The sequence below is a fragment of the Parachryseolinea silvisoli genome (assembly GCF_021190955.1).
Lineage (GTDB): Bacteria > Bacteroidota > Bacteroidia > Cytophagales > Cyclobacteriaceae > Ohtaekwangia > Ohtaekwangia silvisoli.
Window position 1 is genome coordinate 13,308 of record NZ_JAIOAO010000009.1, and the last position, 12,822, is coordinate 26,129.

Sequence of the window (12,822 nt, forward strand, 5' to 3'; positions counted from 1 at the left end):
TAAAAAATACGGCCCTTATACTTGCGCCAGTGCCTGGTCGAGGTCGGCGATCAGGTCTTCGACATCTTCCACACCAATGCTCAGACGGATCAACGAGTCCACCAGGCCGCTCTTGAGGCGTTCGGCCGGGGGAATGCTGGCGTGTGTCATCGACGCCGGGTGGTTGATCAGCGACTCAACACCCCCAAGTGACTCGGCCAGTGAAAAGAGCTGGACGCTTTCCATCAGCTTGATGGCCTTGTCCAGGCTGTCGTCTTTCAGGGTAAACGAGAGCATGCCGCCAAAGTCACGCATTTGTTTTTTGGCAATGGCATGATTGGGGTGGTCGGTAAATCCCGGCCAGTATATCTTTCCAATCTTGGGGTGGGCCTTCAGGTATTCGGCAATCTTACGGCCATTCAGACAGTGGCGCTCCATGCGCAGGTGCAGGGTCTTGATACCGCGCAGCACGAGGAACGAGTCTTGCGGGCCGGGCACCGCGCCGCAGGAGTTCATGAGGAAGAATAGCTCCTGGTAAAGTTTTTCGTCGTTCATTACCAGGGCGCCCATGACCACGTCGGAGTGGCCGCTGAGGTATTTGGTCACCGAGTGCATGACGATGTCAGCGCCCAGGTCAAGCGGATTCTGCAGGTAAGGAGAAGCAAAGGTGTTGTCGACGGCAACGATCAGCTTATGCTCCCGCGCGATGGCGACACATGCTGCGATGTCGACGATGTTCATCAGCGGGTTGGTCGGGGTCTCTACCCAAAGCAGCCGCGTACGGTCGTTGATTACCGACCGGATGTTGTCGGCCTGGGTCAGGTCGATGAAATGGAACTTGATGCCGTACTTTTCAAAGACCCGTTTGAACATGCGGTACGAACCGCCATACAGGTCGTTGCTGGTAATCACTTCGTCACCGGGATTCAGCAATTTGATCACGGCGTCGGTAGCGCCCATGCCCGAAGAAAAGCAGATGCCATACTTACCGTTCTCCAACGCGGCGATGCTTTCCTGCAGCGCGTTGCGTGTAGGGTTGGTGCCACGCGCATAGGCAAAGCCTTTGTGTTTGGCAGGCGACTCCTGTACGTATGTGGATGTCTGGTAAATGGGGGTCATGATCGCCCCGGTAGATGGGTCCGGCGTCACACCGGCGTGTACAGCTTTCGTTCCGAATTTCATAGGGTAATATTCAGACTTTTAGCCGACAAATGAAATACCCCGCGCCCACATCCTGTGCAGGCGGGGTATGCTGATGCGGTAGGATTATTTATTGCGCCAGTAGGTGCGGATCGTTTCCTTCCACTGGTCACCGCCCTTGAGGTAGAGCACGGTGTTGATGAGCATCTTGTCTTCGGGCAGTGTCTCGCCGGCGGTTTCTGCCGCGCGCAGAATGATGTCGTAGAGCTTCCGGCGGAAGGCCGGGCCGCCTTCCCGACGGTAAAGTGTTTGCAACGCCTGGTCAATACCGTCCGTTGTGACCTCCTGAACCACAGACTGGGCCTGGGGGGCGGCGGCTACGGGGACTGGTGGAGCAATGGGAGCTTCGGCAACAACCGGTGCGGGGGGCACGGGCGCCGGCGCCTCGGCGGGGAGCTGACCACTCAGGGGGCTCGGAGTCACCAGAGTGGCGGCTTGTTGCTTCAGGAATTCGTCAAGATCTTTGAGTGTATTCTTCTTCTTGCTCATGCGAGATAATTAAGAATGGCTTGCGCCACAGGCTGATACTCTTTCTCCGCGTCGACCGTACTGAAATTTACGAAAAGATTTTTCTGCGGTACGACCACGGGCAGGATGATGGCATCCAGTTTTTTGAGGTTATCCCGTACGGTAAAAATATTGGTCGAGCTGTGAATACGGTTGGGCAGGATAATGATCTTCAGCCCGCTGTTCAACTCGCGGGCGGGGGCCAGGTCGGTGACGGTTTGATACGTTACCAGCAGGTCGTTTTGCGTCAGGCTGGTGGGCACGACCACGGCGTTGCTGACAAGACAAAGTTTCTTGATACCTTCATCGGTGGTTTTACCGGCGCTGTCTACAATGATATAGTCGAACTTCTTGCTGTCTTTCAGCTTTTCCAGCTCTTCGGCCACCTGGTGATCTTCCGACCCCAGGATCTCGAACATTGTTTTACCTTCCTTGGCCCGGAACATTTCCATTTTGCGCAGGGTGTTCAGGGTATAGTTGGTATCGGTTTCCACCAGCAGCACCTTTTTGCCAAGTTGGTGAAGGGTGGTGGCCAGGTGAATGGCATTGGTAGTCTTGCCCGTACCGCCCTTCCGGCTGATGAATGAGATAATTTTGGACATGCCTAAAAGTAAGAAACCCGGGTGATTTCAAAAACCTCCCGGGTCTAATTAAGCTATCCGTGTATTAAATACTGCGGTTTATGTCAAATTTCTCGAGGTAGTCGGCTACCCGGCGTACCATCATACCACCGAGGGCGCCATCGACTACACGGTGGTCGTATGAGTGGGAGAGGAACATCTTGTGACGAATCGCAATCACGTCACCTGATGGCAGCTCCAGCACGGCAGGTTTCTTTACGATTGCGCCCAGGGCAATGATACCGACCTGCGGTTGCACGAGGATGGGTGTGCCCATGACATTTCCAAAGGAGCCAACGTTGGAGATAGTAAAGGTACCACCCGACAGTTCATCGGGTTTGAGTTTACCGTCGCGTGCGCGGCGTGCCAGGTCGTTTACGATCTTGGTCAGGCCACCCAGGCTGAACTGGTCAGCGTTTTTGATAACGGGTACGATCAGGTTGCCGCTGGGCAGGGCCACGGCCATTCCGATGTTGATATCTTTCTTCTTGATGATGCGGTCGCCGTCTACCTGTATGTTGATCATGGGGTAGTCTTTGATTGCCAGCACTACCGCTTCAATAAAGATCGGCGTGAATGTCAATACGTCGCCTTCGCGCTTCTGGAAATCGCTCTTCACTTTGCCGCGCCATTGTACCACGTTGGTTACGTCGGCTTCGACGAAGGAGGTTACGTGCGGCGCAATGCGTTTGGAGTCCACCATACGCTCGGCAATCATCTTGCGCATGCGGTCCATCTCGATGATCTCGTCGCCGGCGCTGATAGAGGCCTGTACTTTCGGGGTGGGTGTGCTGCTGGTCGGCACGGCATGTTTTACTGGCTGTACTGCAGTACCACCTACTTTGCGGGTTTGTACATATTCCAGCACATCTTTTTTGGTCACGCGTCCTTCGTTGCCGCTGCCGGAGATTGTTTCGAGCTCGGCCACGGTGATGTTCTCTTCGCGGGCGATGTTTTTCACCAGCGGTGAGTAGAAGCGTGTGCTGTCTTTAAAGCTCAACGCTTGCGGTGCCCCGTTGCTATGTGCCACAGCGGCTTCCTGCAGGGAATGCTCGGTTGCACCGTTCGATTTAGCCGGTGCGCTGGTGGCCGGTTGCGGTGCAGCAGCACCCGCCGCTACGTCGGTGGTTATGATAGCAATGGGAACGCCGACCTTTACGATCTCGCCTTCCTTCGCCAGAATTTCCGTTAATATACCGGCGTGGGTAGAAGGTACTTCGGTGTCGACCTTGTCGGTCGCAACTTCGAGCACCGCTTCGTCTTGCTCGATCTTGTCGCCTGGCTTCTTGATCCAGTTCAGGATCGTCGCCTCGAATATACTTTCACCCATCTTGGGCATGATAAGTTGAACCTGCGCCATGTTTCAATCGATTTTGGAAGGGCAAGTTACTATTTTTTCGTCTGGATAAACCTGTTTTTATATTTCAAACGTTTCTTTGGCGACGGTATCTTTTTGACGAATAATACCTTGTGGCTCCCGCCCAAATAAAAAAAATGTACCTGTAGACCAGTCGCCCCATGGAAATTAGTAACATTGAAGTATGAAAAGAGGTCTTGTCTTTTTAGTCTGGGCGTATGCAGCCGCATGTTTGTTCGCCTGCTCGTCCGATGATGAAGAGCCCAATGACCCCGATGCACTCACACCACACGAACAAGAGGTTGTCCGCTATTTTACCGAGGTGGCCCTCGGCGGTGAGTTTGATAATGAGCCTCCTGTAACACGCAAGTGGTTGCGGGAAATGAAGGTCTACGTCGGCGGTACACCGGATCTGGTGTTGCGAAGCGAGCTCGACGATGTGATTAGCGAGATCAACGACCTGGTGCACGATGGCTTTCAGATTACCACCACGACCGACTCCGCAAGCTCCAATGCCTATATATTCTTTGGCGCGCCCGATGTCTTCGAGGCCTGGTATCCGCCCGCGGCACAGTATATCGATGACAACTGGGGATTGTTCTTTAGTTTTCCCGACAACAGCACAAACGAGCTATACCGTGCCGTGATGTTTGTAGACATGGTGCGCAACGCTGATAAGAAAGCACAGCGCCATATACTGCGCGAAGAGCTGACGCAATCACTGGGGTTGGCGCGCGACGCTGACCGATACGACGATAGTATCTTTCAACAGGCGTGGACGACCGTTACGGAATATGCCCCCATTGACCGCGAGCTGATCTGGTTGTTATACGATCCCGCCATCGCACCGGGTCTCGACTCGGCTACGGTCACTCCGTTGCTGCAGCAACTGCTCAAAGAAAAAGTGTAATACTGGTAGTGTTGCCGTTACTTCGGCAAGCTCTGACGAATCAGGTTCAATGATGCGATCGACGCCAGGCGGATGTTCAGGTCGCGTTCTGTTGAGAGCTGTAGCTTACGCGTTACAGTCTGGTATTTGTCGGAATAGGCGATCCACACCGTGCCGACCGGCTTCTCGGGCGTAGCCCCACCAGGACCCGCAATGCCACTGGTAGCCACACCGATGTCTGTATTAAATTTTGCCCGCACGAGGTTGGCCATCTCGCGTATCGTTTCTTCGCTTACGGCGCCATAGCGTTCCAATGTTTCGGGGCGCACGCCCAGCTGCCGCATTTTGATATCGTAGGCGTAAGGTATGATGCTGCCCAGGAAATAGGCAGAGCTGCCGGCCACGCTCGTGATGAGGTGCGACAGGTAGCCGCCCGTGCAGCTTTCGGCTACGGCCAGGGTAAGGTTACTGGCTTGTAATGTCCGGCCCAGTACCACTTCCAAGGGCGATTCGCCATAGCCATAAATAAACTGGCCGACGCGTGTTTTTAAGACTTCTACTAATTGATCTGTTTCGGCCTGGAGCGACTCCCGCGAGCTGCCGATGCCCGTGAGCCGCAGCTTCACCTCGCCCAGGCTGGGCAGGTAGGCCAGTTTGATATGTGGTGGCAGGGAGCGCTCCCAGTCGGCAATCTTTTCCGCCAGAAACGACTCGCCAATGCCTACTGTGCGGATCACATGGTGGTGAATGGTCGGAGTAGGGAAGGTGGCTTTTAATTTGGGGACGACCAGGTCGGTCATCATGCGTTTCATTTCGTGGGGCACACCCGGCATGGAGACAAATACTTTGCCCTGCCGGGAAAACCACATGCCGGGTGCGGTACCCACGGCGTTGGTGATCTTTTCGCAGCACACCGGTAGAGAAGCCTGTTGGCGGTTGACTTCGGTCAGCTCGCGGCCGCGGCTTTTAAAGAATTCCGTTACTTCAGCCAGTGCCTCGGGGTGGATCGCGAGCTCGCACCCGAAATATTTTGCCAGGCAGGGCTTGGTCATGTCATCGCTTGTGGGACCTAAGCCGCCGGTGATCAATACGATGTCGGCCCGTCTTTCGGCTTCTGCAAATGCCGTCAGGATTTCGTCTTCCTGGTCCCCTACCGTAGTCTTGCGGATTACTTTGATGCCGGCTTGCGATAGCGCGGTTGCCATCCACTGGGCGTTGGTATCAACGATCTGGCCATACAAGATTTCGTCACCGATCGTTAATAATTCCGCTAAAACAGTTTTCATATAAAGAATCTAAAATATTTTTAACCACGGTCCAACGTTCCACAAAGGAAGCCAGTCTTACCCATAAAACAAACTGCTGCTTATGAATAACCCCTTCAACGTGAAACGCCTGTGGCCACTTTCACTAACGCTTTTGCTCGCGGCATCGTTCAGTGCCTGCGACGTGCTGGAAGATGACGACCCGATCGGTGGTGGCAAGGGCGTTGTCATCGACGATTCCGATGTTAAGATGCTGTCCCAGGGCACTGCCTTCATCGACCTTTACGCTCGCGTAAAAACAGAACGCCCCATCCGCCTCGACATTACCGCCGACCCGGCACGTGGTACCCTGCGCGAGCTGCGCACCGGCCTCCTGCAATACCAGGCCAATGTCGATTTTACTCAAGGTCGCGACTTCTTCCGGGTTTCGGTATATGCCGAAGACAACACCCTGTTGTTGGAAGACACTGTGGGGATCGTGATTGAAGACGACACCACCAACCTGCCTTGCGGCGTTTATACGCGCAGCGACTCGGCACAGGTATGGGGCGATACTACAGTATACATCTATCCCCTGGATAATGATGTATTGTGTGGCGACACGGCGCGTTACCGCATCGAGATCTATCAGCCCAACGGCACCCTGCCGCCGCGCTACGGTACCGCCATGCTAAACACTCCCTATAATTCTATCTCTTACGCGCCCACCAGCAACCCGCCCAAGGATGATATGATCATCTACAAGGTGTACGACGTCACCGATACAACGCGGATGGGCTACGGTGTCATATTCATCAACGCAACGCCGGGCCCGGTACCGGAACAGCCATGCCAGTTCGAGTTGATAGACGATGCCTATACGCTATTAGTGGATTCGCTGAAGGGCGACTCCGTCGTCTTCAAACCCTTCGAAAATGACACCCTGTGCGGCGCCTCCTCGAAGTACACGCTGTATATCGCGCAGCAGCCGGCCCACGGCTGGGCAGCGACGTACATTTCCGGGATCGTATATAAGCCGACGGATCAACCGTACAGCGGCATGCGCGATAGCCTGATGTACCAGGGGTGTCACGGAGATACCTGTCGAACTGCCAAAATAAGAATATACTTTAATTAACGAACCTCCACGAGAGAGCCTCCTGCTGACCAGGAGGCTTTTCCTCGTTTTACTATGATCGGATCGGAACTATTTGAACAGTGTAAGCGAAAGGATGGCAGGGCGCAGCAGTCCCTGTACATGCTTTATAAGGCAAGGCTCATGGGGCTGTGCCGGCGTTACGCTGCGGATCGCGAGGAGGCACAGGACATCTTACAAGAAGCGTTCATCAAGATCTTCACGAACATACACCAGGTCTCGGCCGCCGGGAAGTTAGAAGGATGGATGAAGTCTGTGGCCGTACGAACGGCCATCGACCACTACCATAAACGCAAACGCTCAGTCATCTTCCCTGAAACCGGGAATACCCCGGAGGTTGCCAACGCCGATTATGAAACGATGTTGGATAATCTTACCGACGAATACCTCGTCTCGGTTATCAATGGACTGCCGGAAGGGTGCCGGCTGGTGTTTAACTTGTTTGTAGTGGAGGGATACAGTCACACGGAGATCGCGGGGTTGCTCGGTGTTACCGAAGGAACCTCACGCTCGCAACTGCATCACGCAAAATTTCTTTTGAAACAACGACTTACAACGCTAGGAGTAAAACGTTATGAAAAACTTGCCTGAAAATAATTTTTGGAACGAGATCAAAGACCGGCTCGACCACTATGCCGAAGAGCCGGACGATGACTCGTGGGACAAGATCGCAGGGGGGCTTAACAGCGCACCGCGGCCGCGTATTCTCGCGTGGTTAGAGCGGCGTGCGTCATCCACACAGGTTGGCCTCCCGGGGTTTGTCGTGCTGGTCGCCCTGGTCGCCGGTGATCAACCGGCCCCCCTATGGAGTGGCTTCGTGGCGAATGCTGAGCATGAGGAAGTATATAGTGCGAGAGAGGATGCAACTTCTTCCGACAAGACAATAGCATTGACAGTGCCGAAGGAAGCAGCGGTTTCACAACAAGAGCATAACACATCCCGTCAGGTGAAGAGCGCTCGTGAACGGACAGTGCCGCAGAAGGCAGGGGCGTATACCCGCTTCGATGAGACTGCTTCTGTGAAAGCACCTGCCGCCGTACAGGCGATAGCGCATGATACAACGGACTTCGGCAATGAAATCCTTGCAAAGAATCAAGTGGTATCACTGGTAGGAGTATCTGCGGTCGATACCGTTGCGCAAGAAGATATCGACAAGGATAAGAAAGAAAAGAAGGTTGTTGTTAACGCCAGTACGAAAAAAGAGGCGGAGAAGAAGATGGCGCAACTTCACATCCCGATGGTTTATTTCCAGGCTGGACCTTCCCTGGCGTATCACAAGATAACGCCGTCTACAAACGACGATGTCACGATCACCGAGCTGAAAGAGTCTGGTATTTTTGCATCTGACCGTGTGGGCTTCTCGCTGGAGGCAGGCTTTCAATACCGTGTTGCACCTCTGCTGGAAGTATATGGCGGGTTGTCATACTACCAGCAGCAGCAACATATACGGTACACGATGGCCCATGGAGCGTCAGGAGGCGTGGTCGGAAACCCTGACGACGGGTATGTGTTCACACCAGCAACCAGTCAGCATGAAGTGAAGTATACCATGCGCAATGCCGGTGTATCGGCTGGTATGTTCTATCGCGTGAAAACGCATTTGCTGGAGCATAAGCTGGGAGTCGGGTTGTTATACCAGCAAGGCTTCCAAAGCGCGGCGGGTGAGGGCAGCGCCTATACCAACAAAGGCTCGAAGTATCTACAGTACCAATTGCTGTACCGCATGGAGGCAGGATTAAACGACCATATGCGGCTGTACTTCCAGCCGGGCTATACGCACGCGTTCCATGTTGACGAAAAACTGAACGCGCCTTTTACCATCAAACCGTATCGTGCGGGAATAAGTGTGGGCATCGTGTATCTGTTCAAGAAATAAAGAACTGTTGTCACGAAATGCGCATCTGGCGGAAATCTTCAGATTTTCGGCAGATGCGCATTTTTTTCTTCGCGCTCACACTCACTCTCACGCTGTTTTTATACCTTTCCGGCGAAACACATCCTTATGAAATTTCTCCCGGTATTACTAATCACGCTTGTATTAACCGCTTGTACGTCGGCACAGCTCAACCAAACTATGGGGGAGGTCAACAAAGCGATCGGCAAAGACGCACCGCTGACGACAACAGAGGTCGCCAATGGTTTGAAAGAAGCATTGGTCAAAGGGATTTCCAATGGTTCGGACATGGCGTCGCAATTGGATGGGTATTTTAAGAATCCCAAGATCAAGATTCCCTTTCCACCCGAGGTAAAGAAGGTAGAAGACAAACTTCGCCAGATCGGATTGGGCGGCGAGGTAGATAAATTTGTCATGACCCTCAACCGTGGGGCGGAGGATGCCGCGAAGGAAGCCAAGCCTATTTTCATAGCCGCCATCAAACAAATGACCATCCAGGATGCCTGGGCTATCCTGCGCGGATCGGACAACGCCGCAACGGAATACCTGAAGCGCACGACATCGTCGCTGCTCTACGACAAGTTTAAGCCCGTCATCCAAAACTCACTGAATAAAGTAAACGCCACCAAATATTACGGCGACATTGTTACCCGCTATAACAAGATTCCGCTGGTGGAAAAGGTCAATCCCGACCTGACCGACTATGCCACCAACAAAGCCATGGACGGTTTATTTTTGTTAATTGCGGAGGAGGAAAAAAAGATCCGTCTGGATCCTGTGGCGCGCACGACGGAGCTGTTGAAAAAAGTCTTCGGCGCCCAGAAATAATCATCGGCCATACAGCCGGGGGAGGGGCCTGGAAACCGCGTTGGATATTCCAAACAATCGTTAACTTAGTCGTGCTAGAATAACCAAACCCCTTTGTTAACTGTATGGACTTTTTTGAAAAACATAAGGCCACACTCGACCGTGCGGTGACGGCCCTTCACAGTCGTGTATTCTTCGCTAACTTTCCCGAGCATCCTGCCCCCGCTGTCTATGGCGAGACCGCAGATGCCGACGGCCAGCAAAAGTTCAAGGACATGCTGGGGAAGAAGTTCGAATCGTTGCAACAACCGAATCCCGCTGGCTGGTCAGGCCAGGAAGAGTCGCCCTACCTGCAACAACCGTTGGGTATTTCGTACCCTACCTTTACGGTATCCGCCCTGATAGACGAGGCACAAAAAGCTTTTCACACCTGGCGCAAAGCTTCGATCGAAACACGCACCGGGATATTGTTAGAATCACTCGAACGCGTTAAAGCCCGTTTCTTTGAGATAGCCTACGCCACCATGCACACCACGGGGCAGGGGTATATGATGGCCTTCCAGGCATCGGGGCCGCACGCTGCTGATCGTGCGTTGGAAGCGATCGCGGCAGGATATGAAGAGCTGGACCGTTTTCCCGCCAGCGTTTTGTGGGATAAGCCGATGGGCAAGTTTAATGTGCAGCTCAATAAAGAGTGGCGTGCCGTGCCGAAGGGTATCTCCGTGGTGATCGGTTGCTCGACGTTCCCGACCTGGAACTCTGTTACGGGTATATATGGTAGTCTGGTCACAGGCAATGCCGTCATTGTGAAGCCGCACCCCGGCGCGATTCTGCCTATCGCTATCATCGTAGCCGAGATTCAGCGCGTGCTGCAAGAGCAGGGCTATGCTCCGGCCACGTGCCAGCTGGCGGTTGATACCGTGGAGGCTACGATCACCAAAGAGCTTGCCGAACACCCTGCGGTAAAACTGATCGACTTTACCGGCAACGGTATTTTTGGCAGCTACCTGGAGTCGTTGCCTGGCAAGACTGTGTTTACTGAAAAGACGGGTGTCAACTCGGTGATACTCGACTCGGTAGAAGATGCCGACAAAGTCGCGGCCAACCTGGCTTTCTCATTATGCCTCTATAGCGGACAAATGTGTACCGCGCCTCAAAACTTTTATATACCGGCGGGGGGTATCAAAACGCCTGCCGGCACACTCTCTGTTGAAGACTTTGGTAAGAAACTGGCCGAACAGATCAACGGCCTGGTGGATAATCCCAAGGCCGGCCCGTTTGTATTAGGTGCCATTCAGAATAAGAAGACCTGTGAGCGCGTGGCTGATGCGGCGAAAATACCAGGACAGGTGTTACTCGCGTCGCGTGTGTTTGAGAACCCGCAATTTAAACAAGCGCGTGTGGCTACGCCGGTATTGATTGCCGTCGATGCTGCACAGAAAGATGTCTTCGGCAAAGAGCTCTTCGGGCCGATTGCATTGTTGATCAAAACCAAAGACACCGATGCCAGCATTGCACTGGCGCAGGAAATGGCCCAGCACCACGGCGCTATCTCGTGCGGCGCGTATACCACAGATCCTGCTGTGAAAGAAAAGATTGCCGATGCCATGTCGCTGGCGGCTACACCGGTGTCGTTTAACCTGACGGGTGGCATTTATATGAATCAGAATGCAGCCTTCTCCGACTTTCATGTGACGGGGGGAAACCCGGCCGGCAACGCATCCTTTACCAATCCCGAATATGTGACGCGTCGCTTCACCTGGGTGGGGCACCGCGAACCGGTCAGCAAATAAGGATAGAATATTTTTTAAACAGGAACCGTGCACTGGCGTATCGCCTGAAGAAATCGTTCAGGTGTATACGCCCGGCATGCGTCTTGCAGAGCTTGGATCTTCCGCCGGTATTGCGCATCGGTCAACACGCGCTGTATATTGTGCGCAATGTCGGCTGCCGTGTCGTCAACCATGTTGCCGCGCAGGCCCAGCCCGTGGTACGCTACCCGCACTGCATTGCCCGGTGGGTCAAGAATTGAATCGACCGGATATACCAGCATCGGTACTCCCGCATCGATCGACTCTTTGATCGAATTAATGCCACCGTGGGTAATAAACAGGCCAGCGTAGGAAAGCACATCCAGTTGGGGGACGGTGTCGAAAATATAAACCTGTTCGTTTGCCGCATAGTCCGTAGCAAAATTTGTTGCCAATGAAGCAAGTGACAGCAGCAGCACGACAGGCTTGTCGTGTATAGAAGCGATCAGACGTTTGATAAATTCCTCGGTATGGCCGGCATGTTCGGGTTGCACGGTGCCGATTGAACAATAGATACAGACCTTTCCAGCGGCAATCTCTTGTTGCAGGTGCTTGCGAACCTGTATGTATCGCTCACTGGCTTCCGCCGGTGCCATGGCGGCGCGGTGTAGGGCGCCGACGTAATGCCGCATGGGCGAAGTCGGTATACCAGGGAAGTTGAGCTCTTCCGGCAGAAGAATCAATTCGTGTATGTTCTGCAAGGCGAGGCCATAGTAGATTGTCCTGCCGGAGAAGAAATGCCGGGGAATGTTGTTGCGGCGTATGCGACGGCGCAAGATGCTGCTGTCATCCATGCCCAGGTATAGCAGCTTTTGCTTCCAGAGGCGTTTCAGGCGTTGGAGCTTTACCTTTATATGGGCGCGGCGTATACCCGCCGAGTCGCCTGGGAAAGCCGTGGTGTTGATGGGTGGCACACCGGGTATCAATGCCGCCGGGGGCATGGCATGCACGATGCCGAATTTAATGTTCCGTTCTTGCAGGTGCGGGTATAACACCAGGAAGTCGCTGGACTGCCGGTCGTCCACTAGTATCAACGTTGGTTGCAGGTTATCCAGCAGTGCTGTGAGCTCGCGGGCGCGTTCCGTATACAACCGGTCGTTCCACCGGTCATGTAGCGTGTGGAGGTAGTGTGGTGTGCGCTGTTGTACGGTATTGACCCACGCCTCGAGGCCGAGGCCGAAGGGAACGGTTTGTAAAGGGTAGTATGAAAAGCCCGAAGTCCTGACGTATGATTCGAAGAATGCTACGCCGGCGAACACAACGTCGTAGTCGACCGCGAGTATTTCCGCTAATGGAAAGCATGGGTTCAGGTGGCCCTTACCATGATAGCATAAAAACACAATGCGCGGCCTGGACAT

General features: G+C 53.8%; 12 protein-coding genes. 6 read left to right on the plus strand and 6 right to left on the minus strand.

What is annotated here, in order from left to right:
• Positions 1-15: 15 nt before the first annotated feature.
• The 4 genes from K7P01_RS30835 to K7P01_RS30850 all read right to left on the minus strand — a co-directional run bounded on the left by K7P01_RS30835 (position 16) and on the right by K7P01_RS30850 (position 3,666).
• Positions 16-1,161 carry a cystathionine gamma-synthase gene (locus K7P01_RS30835; RefSeq protein ID WP_267298457.1) on the minus strand — a complete coding sequence of 382 codons (1,146 nt, stop codon included), beginning with the start codon at positions 1,159-1,161 and terminating at the stop codon, positions 16-18.
• 84 nt (positions 1,162-1,245) lie between these two features.
• The gene (locus tag K7P01_RS30840; RefSeq protein WP_267298458.1) at positions 1,246-1,668 is read right to left on the minus strand and encodes a hypothetical protein; all 423 of its coding nucleotides are present in this window, start codon (positions 1,666-1,668) and stop codon (positions 1,246-1,248) included.
• On the minus strand, positions 1,665-2,288 hold the full coding sequence (locus K7P01_RS30845; protein WP_267298459.1) for a ParA family protein: 624 nt from the start codon (positions 2,286-2,288) through the stop codon (positions 1,665-1,667). The genes K7P01_RS30840 and K7P01_RS30845 overlap by 4 nt, the downstream gene beginning before the upstream one ends.
• A 64-nt stretch (positions 2,289-2,352) precedes the next feature.
• Entirely contained in the window at positions 2,353-3,666 is a 1,314-nt protein-coding gene (locus K7P01_RS30850; protein ID WP_267298460.1) for a dihydrolipoamide acetyltransferase family protein, read from the minus strand.
• 181 nt (positions 3,667-3,847) lie between these two features.
• Here K7P01_RS30850 and K7P01_RS30855 point away from each other — a divergent pair, with 181 nt between their 5' ends.
• Positions 3,848-4,573 (plus strand): DUF2927 domain-containing protein, encoded by a 726-nt coding sequence (locus tag K7P01_RS30855; protein WP_267298461.1) that lies wholly within the window; start codon positions 3,848-3,850, stop codon positions 4,571-4,573.
• Positions 4,574-4,590: 17 nt separating this feature from the next.
• On the opposite strand, the gene K7P01_RS30860 is transcribed toward K7P01_RS30855, so the two are convergent.
• Positions 4,591-5,838, minus strand: coding sequence for a competence/damage-inducible protein A (locus K7P01_RS30860; protein ID WP_267298462.1), 1,248 nt, complete (start codon positions 5,836-5,838; stop codon positions 4,591-4,593).
• Positions 5,839-5,920: 82 nt separating this feature from the next.
• Here K7P01_RS30860 and K7P01_RS30865 point away from each other — a divergent pair, with 82 nt between their 5' ends.
• The 5 genes from K7P01_RS30865 to paaN all read left to right on the plus strand — a co-directional run bounded on the left by K7P01_RS30865 (position 5,921) and on the right by paaN (position 11,446).
• Entirely contained in the window at positions 5,921-6,934 is a 1,014-nt protein-coding gene (locus K7P01_RS30865) for a hypothetical protein (RefSeq protein ID WP_267298463.1), read from the plus strand.
• 54 nt (positions 6,935-6,988) lie between these two features.
• Positions 6,989-7,543, plus strand: a complete 555-nt coding sequence (locus tag K7P01_RS30870) for an RNA polymerase sigma factor (RefSeq protein ID WP_267298464.1) — start codon at positions 6,989-6,991, stop codon at positions 7,541-7,543.
• On the plus strand, positions 7,527-8,828 hold the full coding sequence (locus K7P01_RS30875; protein ID WP_267298465.1) for a hypothetical protein: 1,302 nt from the start codon (positions 7,527-7,529) through the stop codon (positions 8,826-8,828). Before K7P01_RS30870 ends, K7P01_RS30875 begins: the two co-directional genes overlap by 17 nt.
• Before the next feature lie 126 nt (positions 8,829-8,954).
• Complete coding sequence (locus K7P01_RS30880; RefSeq protein ID WP_267298466.1) at positions 8,955-9,674, plus strand: DUF4197 domain-containing protein; 720 nt, start codon at positions 8,955-8,957, stop codon at positions 9,672-9,674.
• A 104-nt stretch (positions 9,675-9,778) separates the two neighbouring features.
• Positions 9,779-11,446 carry a phenylacetic acid degradation protein PaaN gene (paaN, locus tag K7P01_RS30885; RefSeq protein ID WP_267298467.1) on the plus strand — a complete coding sequence of 556 codons (1,668 nt, stop codon included), beginning with the start codon at positions 9,779-9,781 and terminating at the stop codon, positions 11,444-11,446.
• A 14-nt stretch (positions 11,447-11,460) separates the two neighbouring features.
• On the opposite strand, the gene K7P01_RS32025 is transcribed toward paaN, so the two are convergent.
• Positions 11,461-12,822, minus strand: a complete 1,362-nt coding sequence (locus K7P01_RS32025) for a glycosyltransferase (protein ID WP_317987641.1) — start codon at positions 12,820-12,822, stop codon at positions 11,461-11,463.